Below are 16,642 nucleotides of genomic sequence, written 5' to 3'. Positions count from 1 at the left end.
GGTGTCGGTCACTGGTCATCCTCGCCTGTTGTCGGCCGCCGCGGGCAGCGGGTAGTGGGTCGAACATAGCAAAACTTGTAGACAGATCTGACGATCTGTGTACTCTGCGAGTGAACAAGTTCTACTTTTTGTCTACTCTGGCGCGAGGAGCTGCAATGCCCGGACCGACCACAGCCGTCATCGGCGCCGGCATCAGCGGGTTGACCGCAGGAAAGATGCTCGGCGACTACGATATTCCGTACACGTGCTTCGAGTTGTCCGACCGGATCGGGGGCAACTGGGCGTTTGGCAACCCCAACGGGTACAGCAGCGCGTACCGGTCGCTGCACATCGACACGTCGAAGCACCGGCTGTCCTTCAAGGACTACCCGATGCCCCAGAGCTATCCGGACTTTCCTCATCACACCCAGATCAAGTCGTATCTCGAGGACTATGCGGATGCCTTCGACCTCAAGAGGAACATCGAGTTCGAGAACGGCGTGACGCATGCCCGTCGGCTGGAATCGGGCGGCTGGGAGTTGCAGACGCAACGAGGCGAACAACGCCACGTCGACCTCCTCGTGGTCGGTAACGGTCACCATTGGGATCCGCGCACGCCGGTCTTTCCGGGGTCGTTCACCGGGGAGTCCATCCACGCCCACGAGTACATCGATCCCAAAGACCCGTTGTCGCTGTCCGACAAGCGAATCCTGATCATCGGGATCGGTAACAGCGCCGCAGACATCGCGGTCGAACTCTCCTCGAAGTCGACCGGCAACGAGGTGACCCTGTCGACCAGATCCGGGGCGTGGATCGTCCCGAAGTACATCGCGGGACGACCAGCGGACAAGTACTACAAGACCAGTCCATACGTGCCGCTGTCATGGCAGCGCAAGATCGCGCAATGGGGCCAGCCGCTCTCGGCCGGACGGCCGGAGAACTTCGGCTTGCCCACCCCGAATCACAAGTTCTTCGAGGCACATCCGACCCAGTCGGTGGAACTCCCTCTGCGACTGGGATCCGGTGACGTGACCCCCAAACCCAACGTCGCGCGACTCGACGGTCGTCGAGTTCATTTCGACGACGGAACGAGCGGCGACTTCGACGTGATCATCTACGCGACGGGGTACAACATCACCTTCCCGTTCTTCGACGAAGACTTCATCAGCGCACCGGACAATCACATTCCGCTCTACAAGCGGATGTTCAAGCCCGGCATCGACGATCTGGTGTTCATCGGGTTCGCGCAGTCGACGCCCACGCTGTTCCCGTTCGTCGAATGCCAATCCCGACTCCTCGGCGCATATGCCGCGGGTAGGTATCGGCTGCCGTCGCAGGAGGTGATGGAGGAGGTGATCATCTCCGATCAGCAGAAGTACACCGGCCACATGCTGGATCGTCCTCGCCACACCCAACAGGTCGACTACTTCATCTACGAGCACGACCTGCGGACCAAGGAGTTGCAGGCGGGCATGGACCGTGCCTCCGAACTCGGCGCACCGGCCTGGGCGGTGTCGGCATGACAGCGCAGGTGGACGTCCCCCGCGCCGACGCCTTCGAGACGGTGCAGTTCACCAGCGGTGGAACTGAGTGCGACGCGTGGCATTTCCGCGCCGCGAACGACGCTTTGGCGGGGCAGACCGGACGGCCGATCGTCGTGATGGCGCACGGACTCGGCGGTACAAAGGATTCTGGTCTCGCGCCGTACGCGGAGCGCCTCGCGGCAGTCGGTCTGGATGTCTTTGCCTTCGACTACCGAGGCTTCGGTGCTTCCGGGGGTGAGGTCCGTCAGTCGGTATCGATCGACGATCAACTCGAGGACTACCGGGCGGCGGTGGTGGCCGCGGCAGCGCTCGACGGGGTCGACGCCGGCAGGATCGTCCTGTGGGGGGTGTCCCTGTCGGGTGGACACGTCTTGGCGGTCGGTGCCGGTCGTGATGACGTGGCCGCGATCATCTCGATGACCCCGTTGGTCAACGGCATGGCCGCGGGCCGCTTGGCATTCGCCAATGTTCCGGTGGCTTCCATCGCCCGCTCGACGGGTCTCGGAGTTCGCAGCCGACTCCGGACCCGGGTCGGACGTACGCCGCTGATGATGCCGATCGTCGCGGGGCCGGGTGAGATGGGCGCTCTGACCCTGCCCGGGTACCGGGACGACTATCTCGGGATCGCCGGGCCGACGTGGAAGAACACCATCGACGCGGCCATCGGTTCCGAGATCGGCTCGTACAGGGCCGATCGCCGCGCCGCCGACATCAGCGCTCCGGTGCTGATGCAGATCGCGGACTTCGACCGGAGTGCGCCACCGCAGTCGGCAGCGAACGCGGCGGTCAAGGCGCGAGCCGAGGTGCGTCACTATCCGTGCGATCACTTCGGGGTCTACCACGGACAGGCCTGGTTCGAACGTGCTGTGGCGCACCAGGTCCACTTCCTGACCCGACATCTCAAACCCTCGCAACCCGAGGTCGTCGACTCGTCGGACTCGTGAGCGCCAGGCGATCGCCGCAGACGGAGCGACTCGTCGATGTCGTCGAGAGGCTTTCGGCGCCGCCCGGACGCAGTGAGAGTCTGACCGACCTCGCCGCCGCACTCGACATCGACAAGACGACGCTCTATCCGATGCTCACCGAGTTGACCAGGGTGGGCTGGGTGGTCAAACACCCGAGCGCGAAGACCTATCAACTCGGTCCTGCCCTGGCCAGGATCGGGAGCGCGGCGGAGGCGGGTATCGCGGAGTTGGCGCCCACCGCAGAAGCGCTGGCCTCTCTGGCGGAGGCCACCGGCAAGCGATGCTGTGTGGTGGTGCCCTCGGGCGACGACCTGGTCGTCGCAAAGGTGCAGTCCGCGACCGCTGGGGACGCAGGCGGTCTCCAGTTGCGCTCCGGTGACCGCGTCGGATTCAGCCCACCACTCGGTGCCGTGCTGGTCGCCTGGTCGTCCGCGGCCGCCGTCGATGCGTGGCTGGACCGTAATCCTGCACTGACCGAACACTATTCGCGGTACCGCGACATCTTGGTCGCGGTACGTCGCAGGCATTATGCAGTTGAGCAGTACCCGACGGCCGAGTCGGGTTTCGACGACAGGGCGGTCGCCGTGACGGGTGCGGACTCCTACGGTTCGCGGCGTACCTCTCGGTTCGCCGAGGGGCAGCAGAGCAGACTGGGTGCCGACATCCTTGTCGGGGCAATCGACGATCACGCCCGCTACCGGCCGCTCTCGGTCAACGCCCCGATCTTCGGCGCGAAAGGCAATCCGGTTGGCGCACTCTGTGTCCTCGACGCGCCTGAACCGATCCGCGGATCACATCTCGCCGAACTGGGCGAACTGGTGAGCTCTGTCGCCGACGACGTCACATCGCGGTTGGGTGGGCGGACGCCGTACCGCTCCGCCCGATCGTGAGCGCACGTCGCGTCATCGTCTGGGGGACCGGAGCGGTCGGGACGGAGGCGCTGCAGACCATCATCGACACCCGCGACGATCTCCAGATCGTAGGCGCGCGAGTGTATTCGAGTGGCAAGGTCGGTGTCGACGTCGGTGATCTCGTCGGTCGACCCCACCAGGGTGTGGCGGCGACCGGTGACTCGGCGGAGATCCTTGCGATGGAGGCAGACCTCGTCATCTACACGCCGCGGACCGCGTCGGTCACGGAGGTCTGCGAGATCCTGGCGTCGGGCAAGAACGTGTGCACGACCGCGTTCATGTTTCATCCGAACCGTCTCGACACCGCCGATCGCGATCGCGTCGTCGCAGCGTGTGAGGCCGGTGGAACGAGCGTGCACGGCAGTGGACTGAATCCGGGCAATCTGTCCGGCGTCCTGCCGCTGGCGCTGTCCGGGATGAGTAAACGCATCGAGAAGATAACCCTGCAGGAGCGCGCAGACTGGTCGGTGTACGAGAGCACGGGAATCACGTTCGACAACATGGCGTTTGGCGAGCCTCTGGAGACGATCAGCCCGACAGGTAGCGATTTCCTTGCCTTCAACAGTGCACTGTTCGTCGAGCAGGTGTGGTTTCTCGCCGACGCGCTGAACGCCGGCATCGACAGGGTCACGGCGGATGTCGAAGCAGTTGCTGCGGTTGCGGATCACCAGATCTTCGATCATCTGTTGCGCGCCGGGACCACCGCCGGCCAACGCTGGAGATGGGTGGGGCGTCGCGGCGACGACGAACTCATCGAGATCGAGGCGCTGTGGACTGTTGGCGGTGAGGACCCTCCGCACTGGCCGAGGCCCAGGCATGGATGGACCCTGACGATCGAAGGGGAGCCGTCGATGCAGACCCACTTCTTCTCCCTCGCCAGTTTCACACGTGACGCGCCGATCGCCGACCATGTCCACGCTGCCAGCGTCGCCACCGCCATGCAGATCGTCAACGCCATCGACGCGGTGTGCGAGGCCCCGCCTGGTCCTGCGACCATGGCCGACCTACCGCTTGTCCGCAGCCACTACGGCTTCGGCAACGCCTCATCCGACCCGATTGCGAGGCCCAACCCACTCCCGTAGTGTCTGGACGCGTGTCTGAACCGACTGCAGTTGAAGCGACCCGCCGGCGTCTGACCGGTAAGCGCGCGGACACGGTCCTCCGGCTCGGCGACGCCACGGTTGAAGTCCTGCGCCAGGTGGGTTACTCGGAGATGACGGTGCCGATGGTCGCCGCGCATGCAGGCATGGCCCGGGCCACGGCGTACATCTACTTCTCCTCGAAAGAACACCTCGTCGCGGAAGTCTACTGGCGACGATTGGCGAGCATCTCGCCGACCGACAACGATGCTCCAGCGGTGGCCGACCGCGTGGTCGCGGTACTGCGTCAGCTCGCCTTGCTCGTCGCGGACGAGCCCGAGTTCGCCGGGGCGGTGACGAAGTCATTGCTCAGCGATGACGCAGATGTGGTGGAGCTGCGAACACAGGTGAGCCGGGTGATCCACAAATCGATCGCTGCAGCCGTCGGCACCGCCGGCGACGCCCAGACCATCGAACTCATCGAGCTGATCTACACGGGCGCCATGGTGCGAGCCGGGTCGGGTCACTTCTCCTACGATGAGGTGGCGGATCAGATGGAGTCGGCCGTCCGCCGCGTTCTGGCGTGAACGGGAGTATGTGTTTCAGCCCATTGCGGCAAGGTGTTTGAGCAGGTCGGGGTATCGGCGCGTGTGTGCGCCTCCGTTGACGTCGAATGCGGCGCCGGTGATCCACGCGGCCTTCTCCGACAGCAGGAATGCGACCATCGCTGCGATCTCCTCGGGTTTTCCGCTGCGCCCGAGCGGGGTGTTCTCGTGGTAGTCCTCGAGCATGCCCGGTACCAACGACAGCCCGGCCACCAGTGGGGTATCGACCAGTCCGGGCGAGATGGCGTTGACCCGGACACCTCGTTCGCCGAGCTCGAGAGCCGCAACCTCGGTCAGCATGAGCACAGCAGCCTTGGCCGCGCAGTACGCCGCCATGCCCTTCGCCGGTTGACGGCCGTTGAGTGAAGCGATCGTGACGATCGAGCCGCCGTCGACGATGTGCCGGGACGCGTACTTGAGGGTGAGGAAGGTGCCGGTCTGGCAGACCCCGATCGTCGTGTTCCAATCCGCGAGACTCAGATCGGCGATGGCACCGGGAATGGTCAGACCCGCACAGTTGACCACGGACTGGGGCCTGCCGTACTTCTCGGAGACGTGGTCGAACAGCGCGCTCACGGATTCTTCGCTCGTGACGTCGACGTCTGCCGACACGCTCTGGCCGCCGATATCGGCTGCTCGTTCTGCAGCGGCCGCAGCGTTCACGTCGGCGATGACGACGAGATCGCCGGTGCCACTGAGTTCTTGCGCCGTGGCCAGCCCGATTCCGGACGCGCCGCCGATGATGATCGATACTTCAGATGAGCTCACGGGGTACTCCTCGTCAGGGGCGTGATGATGATCTTCTGCTGATCAGTGGGACGGCCAAGATTCTCGGCGACCTCCTGGAGGTCTTCCAGGGCCGCAAAAGCGCTGACGTAGCCGTCGAGCCGCAGCTCCCCGGCGCCCAAAGCGCGGGCCGTGATGGCGAACTCATCACGCGAGTAGTAGCTGACGAAGCTCATGGTGATGTCCTTGACGACCGCGCCGACAGGCATGAAGGTGTCCTCGGTCATGCACACACCCGCGATGACGACGTGGCCGCCTGCGGCGATCGCATCAACGCACGCGGCGACCATGCCGCTCTTGCCGACGCACTCGATCACCACGTCGAAGTCGGTTCCCAGGGGCGTGGTCGTCGGATCGATGACACGGCTGGCACCCAGGGCGGTGGCACTGTCTCGACGTCCTGACACCGGGTCGACCACAGTGATGTCGGCGATACCTCGATGTCGAGCCCAGACCACAACAGACAGTCCCACGGGGCCGGCTTCGATGACCAGCACCCTGTCGCCGATGCGGGCGCGCCCGCGATTCAACGCGTGCAGACCGACCGCGAGTGGCTCGACAAGGGCACCGGTTCGTAGGTCGATCGACGGTTCGAGCGCCACGGTCTCAGAAGCGGCGACGGCGACGTACTCGGCGAAACCGCCGGAGCGAACACCCAAGCCGAGAGGTTGCGGGGTGACGCAGCGCGCCGGATCGCCTTCCGCGCAACGGCGGCATCGCCGGCAGCCGATCACCGGCAGAGCCGCTGCGGGGGTGCCGATCGGCCAAAGACCGGCTACGTCGGGTCCGGCTGCGACGACTTCGCCGGCGAACTCGTGACCCATGATCGTCCCGTCCGGCAGGAGCGGATAGGTCTTGAGATCCGAGCCGCACACTCCGCAGCCGTGGACGCGGAGGATCAGTTCGTCCGGTCCTGGCTGCGGATCGGGTACCTCGCGGACGGTGAACTTTCCATTGTCGAGCACTGCAGCTCTCATGATGATCGATTAGCTCACATGCGCGTTGTCGATGTCAACAGTGTCATCCGAGGATTACTTGCCGCACAATGGTTTTCGAAAGACATTTGCACTATGCGAACATCGTGGGTGCCAGATTCGTGGCCATGATCACGGGTGCCTTTTCGACTCGAGGTCTGGCCTGGGGAGCCGACGGCGGCCTGCGCTGCGCTGTCGATGAACTCGGCTCACTGTCCTGGGGTGTTGTGATCCAGAAATGTTTGTCGCAGAACCCGTTTGAGGAGCTTTCCGGTGGCGTTGCGGGGTAGCGGCTCCGTATTGAAGACCACCTCGTCCGGGATCTTCAGTGAACTCAAGGTCGCGCCGACAATGGCCTTGACCTCGTCGCTGCTGATGCGTGCATACTCTGCCCGCGGGCAGACCGCGGCGATCAGACGTTCGCCCAGCCGTGGATCCGGCACTCCGAACACCGCTACCTCGGTGAATCGATCAGACGCTGCGAGAACGGATTCGACCTCCACGCACGAGATGTTCTCCCCCCGGGTGATGACCAGATCCTTCTTGCGGTCCACCAGATAGACCAGGCCGTGCTCATCGACGTAGCCGATGTCACCGGTGCGCAACCAGGACCCGTCGAACGCGGCATCGGTGTCGGCCGGGCGTCCGAAATATCCCTTCATGATCAGACCGCCCCGCAAGTACAGCTCGCCGGCATGGCCCGCGGGCAGTTCGTGTCCGTCTGCGTCGACGACGCGGACATCCATGGTCGGGCTCATCGGCCCTGCGGTCTCCGGGAACGCTGCGAGGATGTCGCCGCCCGCGGTACACACACTCCCGCCGACCTCGGTCATGCCCCATCCGGCACTGCGGCGAGAATTCGGGAGGCGCGTGGATATCTGGGCGGTGATGTTGGGTGGTGTGGCCTGACCGCCGGGAACCACGTTGACCAGGGTCCCGAGCTTGTCCTCGGCACTCTCGATCGTCATGAGGTCGCTGACCACCATGGGCGGGCCCGACATCAGGGTGATCCCGTGCTGCTGGATGAGGTCCGCGGCCCGGACCGGATCCCAACGGTCCATGGTCACGATGAAACCGCCTGAACCCATTGCCGATGAAAGTGCGGCCAGGCCCGACACGTGGAAGAGCGGGAAGATCAGCAGCGCGCTGATCTGTGGCATGAAGCTGCGCACTTCATCGACCGACAGGCCGTACGTGTTGGCGGCGAAGGCGATGTTGGTATCGGCGACGAATCGCATGTTGAGCACGACATTGCAAATGTTGCGGTGCGTGAGCTCAACACCTTTCGCGGCGCCTGAGGTTCCTGAAGTGAACAGTATCAGCGCCGTCGAATCAGGGTCTGCCTGCGGGGAAGGGGGGTCGGGGTGATCACGGGCGATGATCTCCGAAAGGTCGGCCGTGTCGTCGACTGTGGCCTGCGTCGCGATGACCCTGGTGCGTGGATCAGCCGTCCGCACGAGGTCGATCCTTCGCGGGTCGACCACGGTCACCGACGACGGGACATCCGTCATCGCAGCGGTCAGTTCGGTGGTCGAGCTACGTGCGTTGTAGAGCACCGCGACACCGCCGGCGCGCAGGATCGCGAAAAGTGTTACCAGATAAGCATACTGATTGCTCATCACGACGCCGACGTGGTCGCCGGTGGTGATGCCGTAGTCGCGGACGAGCGCGGCGGCCAGTCGGTCGGCATCGGCGAACACCTCGTCGTACGTGTGGGTGGTCTCGCCGTCGGTGACCAACAGGTTGTCGCCGTGGTCGCGGCCGAGTGCGGCGAAGACGTCGTAGAGGCTGGATTCGGCGTGTCGGTAGGTACGAATCGGCTCGCCGCGCACGATTGTCGAGGTCATCTCGAAGGGTGCGCCGGGTGAGGTCAGAGACCGTTCGATCTCACGGTAGGTCTGGACGACGGACTGGGTGTCCACGGTTCCCTGGCTCACACGCCTGCTCCTTGATGCGAAGTCCGCAGTGGACCGCGCGAGATTTGCACTGTGCAAACAATGAGATCTGGGTCACAGTTTGCTGTGCCCATTTAGTCATAGTGGCCTTTATGTGTCAATTGCCGCGAAGTGGCTCGGAACTCGCTACTGTGCACCGATGGTCATCAGCGCCAAGGGAACCCGGCTCAATCGGCGCGGGCTGGAAACGCGTCGTCACGTCCTCGAGGTGGCGATCATGTGTCTGGCCGCCCATGATGCGGCCGACCCGGCCAGTGCGAGTCAGATAGCAAGAGAAGCGGGCGTGACGTGGGGGACGGTCCAGCATCAGTTCGGTGACGTGGACGGGCTCTGGGCGGAGGTACTGGCGCTCATCTTGGACGAGTGGGAACTCCTGCCGTCGAAGTCGGCCCCGTCGTCCAGTGCTTCCCTCGAGTCGACGGCGGATCGCGTTGCCGCGATCGTCGACCGGTTCTGGAATCTGCTGGGGACACCCCGCGCCCGGGCCGTCAACAACCTCCGAACAATGCTGCCGGGGGACCGGGCCGAGCTCGAGTCGGCGTACCCGCGGACCGCAGGTGCCATCGCTGACTGGGACCGGGTGTGGACTGCTTCCTACGAAGGTTCCTTCATCGGCCTGCCCGTGAACTCCGAACGCCTGCGTCGCGTTCGGATCTTCTTGCCCGGAGCGCTGCGCGGGCTACGCGCCGAGTTCGAGATGAGTACCTATGCCGATGAGCCCGAGGGGCGCCGTGGTCTGGTCGAAGCCATCGTCGTTTATCTGGCCACAGAGGATCGATGATGGATTCTGCTGAATCGGACACCGTCGGTGGTCTATCTTCGACTAGAACGTGTTCTCATTGGAGTCCCCGTGACGCTCGTTCCAGAGGAGATGACTCATGACCGCCGCTGTCGAATCGGTGTCCCTGTACCGAGAACTCGAGTCGGAGTTGACCGGTCCGCAGGGTCCGTTCGCGCTGACGACGCTCGACGTCGCGGGAGAGTCCATGAGGGTCTACCGCGAGACCCCGGCCAGTCTCGACGACGTCTTTCGTGGTCTGACCGATGCCTACGCGGATGGCGTTCTCCTGATCGAGGAGGGCGTCGAGTACACCTACCGCGACATCGCCGAGCTGGCGGAGCGGTTGGCCGGCGCGCTGGCTGCGGAGTATCGGATCGAGGCCGGGCAACGGGTCGGTGTGATCATGAGAAACCAACTCGCGTTTGTGGTTTCGCTGATGGCCATCGCGCGACGCGGCGCAGTGGCGGTGCTGTTCAACAGTCGTGAGACGCCCGGTCAGATCGGCGCGGCGGTGGCCGACGCGTCGTGCGTCGTGGTGATCGCAGACGGCGAACGTGCCGCTCTCGTCCGCGAGAGCGACGTACTGGCCGAGCTGATCGTGGTCGACGGTGAGCTGCCCGCCGGCCCGGCGCGGAACTATGCCGACCTCGTCGCGAGCGGATCGGTGAGCCCGGAACCGGCGGCCGTGACAGCCGACTCCCCCTGCCTGATCCTGTTCACCTCCGGTACGTCGGGGCGGAGCAAGGGTGTGGTCCTCACGCAGCGCAACGTCTGCACGATGATCATGAATCTCCGACTGATCAAAGAGATGAACATCGCGGTGAACGCCCGTAAGTACGGCATGGAAACCGACGCCCTGCGCGACTTGATGCCGAAACTGTCGGCGCTGCTGATCTTTCCGCTGTTCCACACCTCGGGGCTCGTCTCGTTGCTCACGACGATGACATCGGGTGGTTTCGTGGTGATCCTGCGGAGATGGGATCCTGCGGCGGCGATCGACATGATTTCCCGGCACAAACTGGCGATGCTCGCCGGCCCGCCGATGGTCATCACCGACCTGTTGTCGGTGAACCCTCCGCCGGAGGCGGTGGCCAGTCTGGTGAACATCTCGCCGGCGGGCCAGGCGACCCCTCCGGATCTGGTGGCGAGAATCGGTGCGGTGCTACCGTCTGCCGGCCGTAGTGTCGGATGGGGGATGACCGAGGCCACCGGGAGTATCTGCACGGCGGGTGGGGATCTGCTGGCGGCGCACCCGGATTCGTCCGGACCGGTGAGTCCGGTGATGGATGTTCGGGTCGTCGACCCGGCGGGTTCCATCGCGCCACCCGGTGCAATCGGTGAACTCCAGGCCCGCGGACCTCTGATCATGGCCGGATACCTCGATCGACCGGAGGAGACGGCGGCGGTATTTGACGGGACCTGGTATCGCACCGGCGATCTCGGATATGTCGACGACAACGGACTCGTTTACGTGGTGGACCGGAAGAAGGACATCGTCATCTCGGCCGGCGAGAACATCTACTGCGCCGAGGTCGAATATGCGCTCATGGCGTCGGGTTTCTTCACTGAGGTCGCGGTGTTCGGGGTCCCTCATGAGCGTCTCGGTGAGACGGTGGTCGCCGTTGTGAACACTCACGACGGCCGGGAGATGACGACCGCCGAGGTCCAAGACATTGTTCGACAGACGCTGGCAGAGTACAAGATACCCACCGAGGTGGTCTTCGACCTCGGGCCGCTGCCCAGGAACGCCACCGGAAAGATCCTCAAGCGGAAGGTGCGCGAAGCCTATTCGGCCTGAGTTCTGACCCGGGCGGTCACGTTTGGAGCTATCAGCAAACGTGATCTTTTGTGCTGTGCGAGAAAGTATCTCGCAGAATGGACGATTGTCTATTCGGTTGACGATACGACCCTCCATGCGTAATGTTCCTTACGTTCCACAACAGAAGTGACGTGTATCACCATCGCTTCGTCCTCCACCCTCGCGCGCCGGATTCGCCGGCCGAACAGTCGCCACCGCGAAGGTGAATCGGCGTCGCACATCTCGTTCGCCCCATCACGGACTGAATAGGACACCACATATGAAGGCACGCAACGTGAATTGTCGAAGGCATCGGGCCGTCGTCGGAGTCGGCATCTCGCTGCTGGTCGCGTCGCTGGGCGTCACTGCGTGCAGTGACGGCTCGGACAGCACGGGCGACAGCGTCGAGTCCTCGTTGGCAACGACCGCTCTGCCGGCAAACGAAGCGACCGGGGCCCCGATCAAGATCGGGTTCATCAACAGTGAGGGTGGCTCCTTCGCGTCGTTCCCGGCCAACCGCGAGAACGCGGAAGCCGCGACCGAATACATCAACGCGAACCTGGGTGGAATCGGCGGGCGGCCCATCGATCTCGTCGTCTGCAAGCAGCAGGAAGAGCCTGCGTCGGCGACCAGCTGCGCCAACCAGATGGTGGAGCAGAAGGTGTCCGCCGTCGTCGTGCCCGGTGGTGCTCAGGGCGGGGCGATGTTGCCGATCCTGGCAGGCGCGGGCATCCCCTACACCGGTCCGGTGGGCGTGACTCCCCTCGAACTCACCTCGCCGGATTCGTTCATGTACACGGCGGGCCTCCCCGGCGTACTGTCCGGAATGGCCGAGTACTCGGCAAAGAACGGCATCAAGAAGGTTGCACTCCTGTCCGGTGATGGTGGTGGCACTCCCGCGGCGATCTCGGCGATCGGCGCTCCGATCTTCCAGGCGGCGGGGCTCGAATTGAAGGTCGTCCCGATCCCGGCAGGAGTGCCGGACCCGACCCCGCAGGTGACTGCGGGTCTGTCAGACAACCCGGATGCGGTGGCCATCGTCGGTGACGCGAACATGTGCATCACGGTTCTCAAGACCATTCAGACCGTGGCTCCCGGGAAGGAACGATTCGTCGTGCCGACCTGTGTTGCACCCGAGGTCGTCGAAGCGGTCGGTGGGTCGGTCATCGAAGGCATCAAAGACTTCACCACCGTCGACCTGTATTCGGACGAGCCTGATTCGGTGGAGTACCGCTCGGTCATGGCGCAGTACGCACCGGACACCGACATTCGCGGATACGGGTACACCGGTTATCAGGGTGTGATGGGCCTGTATCGCGTCATCCAGAATTTGACCGGGGATGTAACCCCGGCAGCGGTGACCGAAGCACTTCGGACAGCGAAGGACGTTCCGCTGCCACTCGGTAGCGGCCTGACGTTCACGTGTGATGGGACGGCGATCCCGCAATTGACATCGATCTGCAGCAAGTCGCTGCTGATCGGTGAAGTGGACAGCCAGGGCCGTCCGCAGAATCTCACCACCGTCGGCTAGATCCGTCGACCTGGCGATCCGTCTGTGTCGTGAAGAAGTTGGGAATGAAGTAGATGACCGAACACTTTGCCTATCTGTTCCTAGGTCTGGGCAATGGTGCGGTGTACGCCGCCCTCGGACTCGCGTTGGTGATGACCTTCAAGAGTTCGGGGGTGGTGAACTTCGCAACGGGTGCTGTGGCGCTGTACACCACGTACACCTATGGCATGTTGCGTCAGGGTGAGCTACTGAACCCGATTCCCGGCTTTCCTTCGTCGATCGATCTCGGTGGTGAGCTGGGACTTGTTCCAGCTGTTGTGATTTCGCTGGTGATCGCGGCGGTGCTCGGGGCCGTGCTGTATCTGGCGATCTTTCGCCCGATGCGGTCGGCACCGGTGGTCGCCAAGGCGGTGGCCTCGATCGGCTTGATGCTGACGATTCAGGCACTGCTCGCGTTGCGGTTGGGGACGTCGTCGGTGCCGGTGGCGCCGATCTTCGAGCCGGGCACCATCTCGATCGGTGAGAGCCAGGTGCCCACGGACCGGATCTGGCTCGCGGTCGTGATCGTCGCGCTGGCGACCGTGGTCGCGTTGGCCTACCACTTCTCCAGATTCGGGGTCGCGACGGAGGCTGCGGCGGAATCGGAGAAGGGCGCCTTCGTCACGGGCCTCTCGCCGGATCGCATCGCGATCAGCAACTGGGCCCTGTCGTCGGTGATCGCCGGGCTCGGCGGCATCTTGATCGCGCCGATTGTTCCGCTCAGTCCGATCGCTTACACGATGTTCATCGTGCCGGCGTTGGCCGCGGCCCTGGTCGGGAATTTCTCGTCCATGGCGTTGACGGTGGCGGCCGGGATCGGTATCGGTGTCTTGCAGTCGGAGGGTACCCACTTCCAGAGCATTTATGACTGGGTTCCCGATTCAGGTGTGTCCGAGGCGATTCCGCTGATCTTGATCTTGGTGTTCCTCGTGGTGAAGGGTCGTCCGCTGCCCAGTCGTGGTGCGATCGTGCATCAGAATCTGGGTCGTGCGCCTCGCCCGAGACGGGTCCTGATCCCGGCCATCGCGGGTACGGGCATCGCGGTCGTGGCGGTGTGCCTGACCTCGGGCAGCTACCGAGGGGCGATCATCGCGACGTTCATCTTCGCGATCCTCGGGCTCTCGCAGGTGGTGGTCACCGGATTCGCCGGGCAGGTCTCACTGGCCCAGCTGACCCTGGCGGGGGCGGGTGCGTTCGGACTCAGTGCGGTCAACACCGAGCTCGGCATCCCGTTTCCGTTTGCTCCGATCCTGGCCGCTCTCATGGCCACGGTGATCGGTGTGGTGGTCGGTCTGCCGGCGTTGCGGATCCGCGGATTGCCGTTCATGGTCGTGACTCTGGCACTCGCGGTCTTCCTGGAGGCCTTCTGGTTCCGCAATCCCTCGTTCAACGGCGGGATCGAGGGCGCGAACTTCGACGCGCCCGACATCTTCGGTGTCGACCTGGGAATCGGTGCGGGGGAGAACTATCCGAGGATCTCGTTCGGTCTGATGTGCCTGGTCATCGTCGTCGCTGCGGCGGTCGGCGTTGCCTTGCTGCGGCGTAGTCGGCTGGGTTCGTCGATGCTCGCGGTGCGGGCGAACGAGCGGGCCGCAGCCGCGGCGGGGATCAATGTGTCGCGAACCAAGTTGGCCGCCTTCGCGATCGGGTCGTTCCTGGCCGGGATCAGCGGCACGCTCCTGGCCTACCAGCAGACGCTCGCGACCGCCGGGTCTTACAGCGTCTTCGCGGGTATCGCCATTTTCGCCGTCATCTACACCGCCGGGATCACCTCGGTGTCCGGTGGTTTGCTGGCCGGGGTGCTGGCACCTGGCGCACTGTTGTTCGTCTTCCTCGACCGGGCCTTCGATTTCGGCGACTACTACGCGTTGGTCAGCGGGGTGCTGCTGATCATCACCGTGATGGTCAACCCAGACGGCATTGCCGGGCGAGTGCAGCATGCGATCGCCTCGCGCCGACAGCCTGGCGGCACGGCGCCGACGGGCTCGGAGGTCGCCCGGTCGGACGAGGAGGCCGATGGCGTCGCGCGCGTGCCGACATCGGATGTGCCGCTACTGACGATCTCCGGGGTGGGAGTCCGGTATGGAGCCGTGGCAGCGGTCAGCGAGGTCTCCTTCGAGGTGTTCGAGGGTGAAATCGTCGGCCTCATCGGTCCCAACGGCGCAGGCAAGACGACTCTCATCGACGCCATCAGCGGATTCGCTGCCGCCGACGGCACCGTGACCCTGGGTGGGCAGAGCCTCGATGGCGTCCCGCCGCACCAGCGCAGTCGCCGCGGGCTGGGCCGCACCTTCCAGGACGTGGAACTGTACGACGACCTGGCGGTACACGAGAACGTCGCGGTCGGGGCTCGCGGCGGCGCAAGCGGATCCGCCGATGTAGACGCGGTCCTGGAACGACTGGGACTCGGTGGTGTCGCCGACGTCACCGTCGCATCCCTGTCGCAGGGACAACGCCAACTGGTGTCGGTGGCGCGAGTGCTCGCAGGCAACCCCTCGTTGGCGTTGCTCGACGAACCAGCCGCCGGCCTCGACAGCACCGAAAGCCGTTGGCTGGGTACGCGTCTGCGCGCCGTCCGCGACACCGGTGTGACCATGCTCCTGGTCGACCACGACATGGAACTGGTGCTGTCGGTGTGCGATCGAATCGTCGTGCTGGACCTGGGCAAGGTCATCGCTACGGGAACCCCCGAGGTCATCCGGGCCAACGAGGAGGTCATCCGCGCCTACCTCGGTGTACCGAAAGGCACGGGCACGTCGTCTCCACCCACCGAACTGACCAAGCCAGGAGCGATGTCATGAGTGCGCTGGTGTGCACCGGGCTCGAAGCCGGATACTTCAAGCGCAGTCCCTGCGTGCGCAACGTCGACCTCACCCTCGAGGCCGGACAGGTGCTGTGTCTGCTCGGGCCCAACGGTGCCGGGAAGACGACCTTGCTGATGACCCTGGCTGGGCTGCTGCCACGCTTCTCCGGGCAGGTGAGCGTCGGTGATGCCGTCATCAAGAGTGGAAGTCCCCGTGCTGCAGTGGGTTCAGGCCTGGTCCTGGTCCCCGACGACCGAGCCTTGTTCCGCGGCCTGAGTGTGCGCAAGAACCTACAGCTGGCCACCCGGGGCCGAGGTCGCGGCAAACAGGCACTCGGGGAGGTTCTCGACTACTTCCCCGCGCTCGGCGCACGTCTGAAGGTCGACGCCGGACAACTCTCCGGCGGCGAGCAACAGATGCTCGCGATCGGACGCGCCCTGATCCAGCAACCCAAGGTGCTGCTGATCGACGAACTGAGCATGGGACTGGCCCCGGTCATCGTCGAATCCATCCTGCCGATCCTGCGGACCGTCGCAGAACAACGAGGAACTACAGTCGTTCTGGTCGAACAACACATACACCTGGCACTCGAAGTCGCCGACCGCGCGGCCATCCTGGTGCACGGAGAGATCGTCCTCGAACAACCCGCTGCTGCCCTCCGCGCTGATCCTGGGCTGGTAGAACGGGCCTATTTGGGCGCGCGTAAGGACGACTCCGAGAGTGTGGTCGCCGCGGCCGATCCGACGAACTGATTGCCCGGGCTCCTCCCATTCGGCATCGTCGCACCGCAGGATACGGACGGCAACGTCGTCGACCGGACCATCGCCAAGATGCAGATCTCGGGCGGCAGCCCACCACTATGATCAGTGTCGTGCAGATGACTCCGGGTTACGTCCGGCCGGCGAGGCGTGA

The 16,642-nt window shown here is 64.5% G+C and carries 13 protein-coding genes; 10 read left to right on the top strand and 3 right to left on the bottom strand.

Features of this window, described 5'->3' with window-relative positions; genetic code table 11:
• The first annotated feature begins 155 nt into the window (after positions 1-155).
• The 5 genes from J3S28_RS11220 to J3S28_RS11200 are packed head-to-tail and all read left to right on the top strand — an operon-like array spanning position 156 to position 5,065.
• Positions 156-1,502 (top strand): flavin-containing monooxygenase, encoded by a 1,347-nt coding sequence (locus tag J3S28_RS11220; protein ID WP_207840504.1) that lies wholly within the window; start codon positions 156-158, stop codon positions 1,500-1,502.
• Positions 1,499-2,467, top strand: coding sequence for an alpha/beta hydrolase (locus J3S28_RS11215; RefSeq protein WP_207840502.1), 969 nt, complete (start codon positions 1,499-1,501; stop codon positions 2,465-2,467). Before J3S28_RS11220 ends, J3S28_RS11215 begins: the two co-directional genes overlap by 4 nt.
• On the top strand, positions 2,464-3,378 hold the full coding sequence (locus tag J3S28_RS11210) for a helix-turn-helix domain-containing protein (RefSeq protein WP_207840499.1): 915 nt from the start codon (positions 2,464-2,466) through the stop codon (positions 3,376-3,378). Before J3S28_RS11215 ends, J3S28_RS11210 begins: the two co-directional genes overlap by 4 nt.
• Positions 3,375-4,481 (top strand): NAD(P)H-dependent amine dehydrogenase family protein, encoded by a 1,107-nt coding sequence (locus tag J3S28_RS11205; RefSeq protein WP_207840497.1) that lies wholly within the window; start codon positions 3,375-3,377, stop codon positions 4,479-4,481. Before J3S28_RS11210 ends, J3S28_RS11205 begins: the two co-directional genes overlap by 4 nt.
• Positions 4,482-4,492: 11 nt before the next feature.
• A complete protein-coding gene (locus J3S28_RS11200; RefSeq protein WP_207840495.1) occupies positions 4,493-5,065 on the top strand; it encodes a TetR/AcrR family transcriptional regulator in 573 nt (190 codons plus the stop codon).
• Between the two features lie 15 nt (positions 5,066-5,080).
• Here J3S28_RS11200 and J3S28_RS11195 read toward each other — a convergent pair whose 3' ends face one another.
• From J3S28_RS11195 to J3S28_RS11185, 3 genes are all read right to left on the bottom strand, one after another.
• Positions 5,081-5,851, bottom strand: a complete 771-nt coding sequence (locus J3S28_RS11195) for an SDR family NAD(P)-dependent oxidoreductase (RefSeq protein WP_207840493.1) — start codon at positions 5,849-5,851, stop codon at positions 5,081-5,083.
• The gene (locus tag J3S28_RS11190; RefSeq protein ID WP_207840492.1) at positions 5,848-6,846 is read right to left on the bottom strand and encodes a zinc-dependent alcohol dehydrogenase; all 999 of its coding nucleotides are present in this window, start codon (positions 6,844-6,846) and stop codon (positions 5,848-5,850) included. Before J3S28_RS11190 ends, J3S28_RS11195 begins: the two co-directional genes overlap by 4 nt.
• Positions 6,847-7,052: 206 nt before the next feature.
• A complete protein-coding gene (locus J3S28_RS11185; RefSeq protein ID WP_307797036.1) occupies positions 7,053-8,780 on the bottom strand; it encodes a class I adenylate-forming enzyme family protein in 1,728 nt (575 codons plus the stop codon).
• Positions 8,781-8,937: 157 nt separating this feature from the next.
• Between J3S28_RS11185 and J3S28_RS11180 the strand changes: the two genes are divergently transcribed.
• The 5 genes from J3S28_RS11180 to J3S28_RS11160 all read left to right on the top strand — a co-directional run bounded on the left by J3S28_RS11180 (position 8,938) and on the right by J3S28_RS11160 (position 16,482).
• Positions 8,938-9,579: a TetR/AcrR family transcriptional regulator gene (locus tag J3S28_RS11180; RefSeq protein ID WP_207840490.1), complete on the top strand. Its 642-nt coding sequence runs from the start codon at positions 8,938-8,940 to the stop codon at positions 9,577-9,579.
• Between the two features lie 97 nt (positions 9,580-9,676).
• A complete protein-coding gene (locus J3S28_RS11175) occupies positions 9,677-11,377 on the top strand; it encodes a class I adenylate-forming enzyme family protein (RefSeq protein WP_207840488.1) in 1,701 nt (566 codons plus the stop codon).
• A gap of 280 nt (positions 11,378-11,657) precedes the next feature.
• Positions 11,658-12,908 (top strand): ABC transporter substrate-binding protein, encoded by a 1,251-nt coding sequence (locus J3S28_RS11170; RefSeq protein WP_207840486.1) that lies wholly within the window; start codon positions 11,658-11,660, stop codon positions 12,906-12,908.
• A gap of 53 nt (positions 12,909-12,961) precedes the next feature.
• The gene (locus tag J3S28_RS11165) at positions 12,962-15,727 is read left to right on the top strand and encodes a branched-chain amino acid ABC transporter permease/ATP-binding protein (RefSeq protein WP_207840484.1); all 2,766 of its coding nucleotides are present in this window, start codon (positions 12,962-12,964) and stop codon (positions 15,725-15,727) included.
• A complete protein-coding gene (locus J3S28_RS11160; protein ID WP_207840482.1) occupies positions 15,724-16,482 on the top strand; it encodes an ABC transporter ATP-binding protein in 759 nt (252 codons plus the stop codon). Before J3S28_RS11165 ends, J3S28_RS11160 begins: the two co-directional genes overlap by 4 nt.
• The last annotated feature ends 160 nt before the right edge of the window (positions 16,483-16,642 follow it).

The sequence above is a fragment of the Williamsia soli genome, from assembly GCF_017377795.1.
Classification (GTDB): Bacteria; Actinomycetota; Actinomycetes; order Mycobacteriales; family Mycobacteriaceae; genus Williamsia; species Williamsia soli.
This window is presented reverse-complemented; position numbering and strand designations above follow the sequence as displayed.

What these genes read in the sequence shown, in the direction of transcription:
- J3S28_RS11220 (WP_207840504.1), top strand. Translation starts at nt 156, where the DNA reads ATGCCCGGACCGACCACAGCCGTCATCGGCGCCGGCATCAGCGGGTTG.
- J3S28_RS11215 (WP_207840502.1), top strand. Translation starts at nt 1,499, where the DNA reads ATGACAGCGCAGGTGGACGTCCCCCGCGCCGACGCCTTCGAGACGGTG.
- J3S28_RS11190 (WP_207840492.1), bottom strand. Translation starts at nt 6,846, where the DNA reads ATGAGAGCTGCAGTGCTCGACAATGGAAAGTTCACCGTCCGCGAGGTA.
- J3S28_RS11180 (WP_207840490.1), top strand. Translation starts at nt 8,938, where the DNA reads ATGGTCATCAGCGCCAAGGGAACCCGGCTCAATCGGCGCGGGCTGGAA.
- J3S28_RS11175 (WP_207840488.1), top strand. Translation starts at nt 9,677, where the DNA reads ATGACCGCCGCTGTCGAATCGGTGTCCCTGTACCGAGAACTCGAGTCG.
- J3S28_RS11170 (WP_207840486.1), top strand. Translation starts at nt 11,658, where the DNA reads ATGAAGGCACGCAACGTGAATTGTCGAAGGCATCGGGCCGTCGTCGGA.
- J3S28_RS11165 (WP_207840484.1), top strand. Translation starts at nt 12,962, where the DNA reads ATGACCGAACACTTTGCCTATCTGTTCCTAGGTCTGGGCAATGGTGCG.
- J3S28_RS11160 (WP_207840482.1), top strand. Translation starts at nt 15,724, where the DNA reads ATGAGTGCGCTGGTGTGCACCGGGCTCGAAGCCGGATACTTCAAGCGC.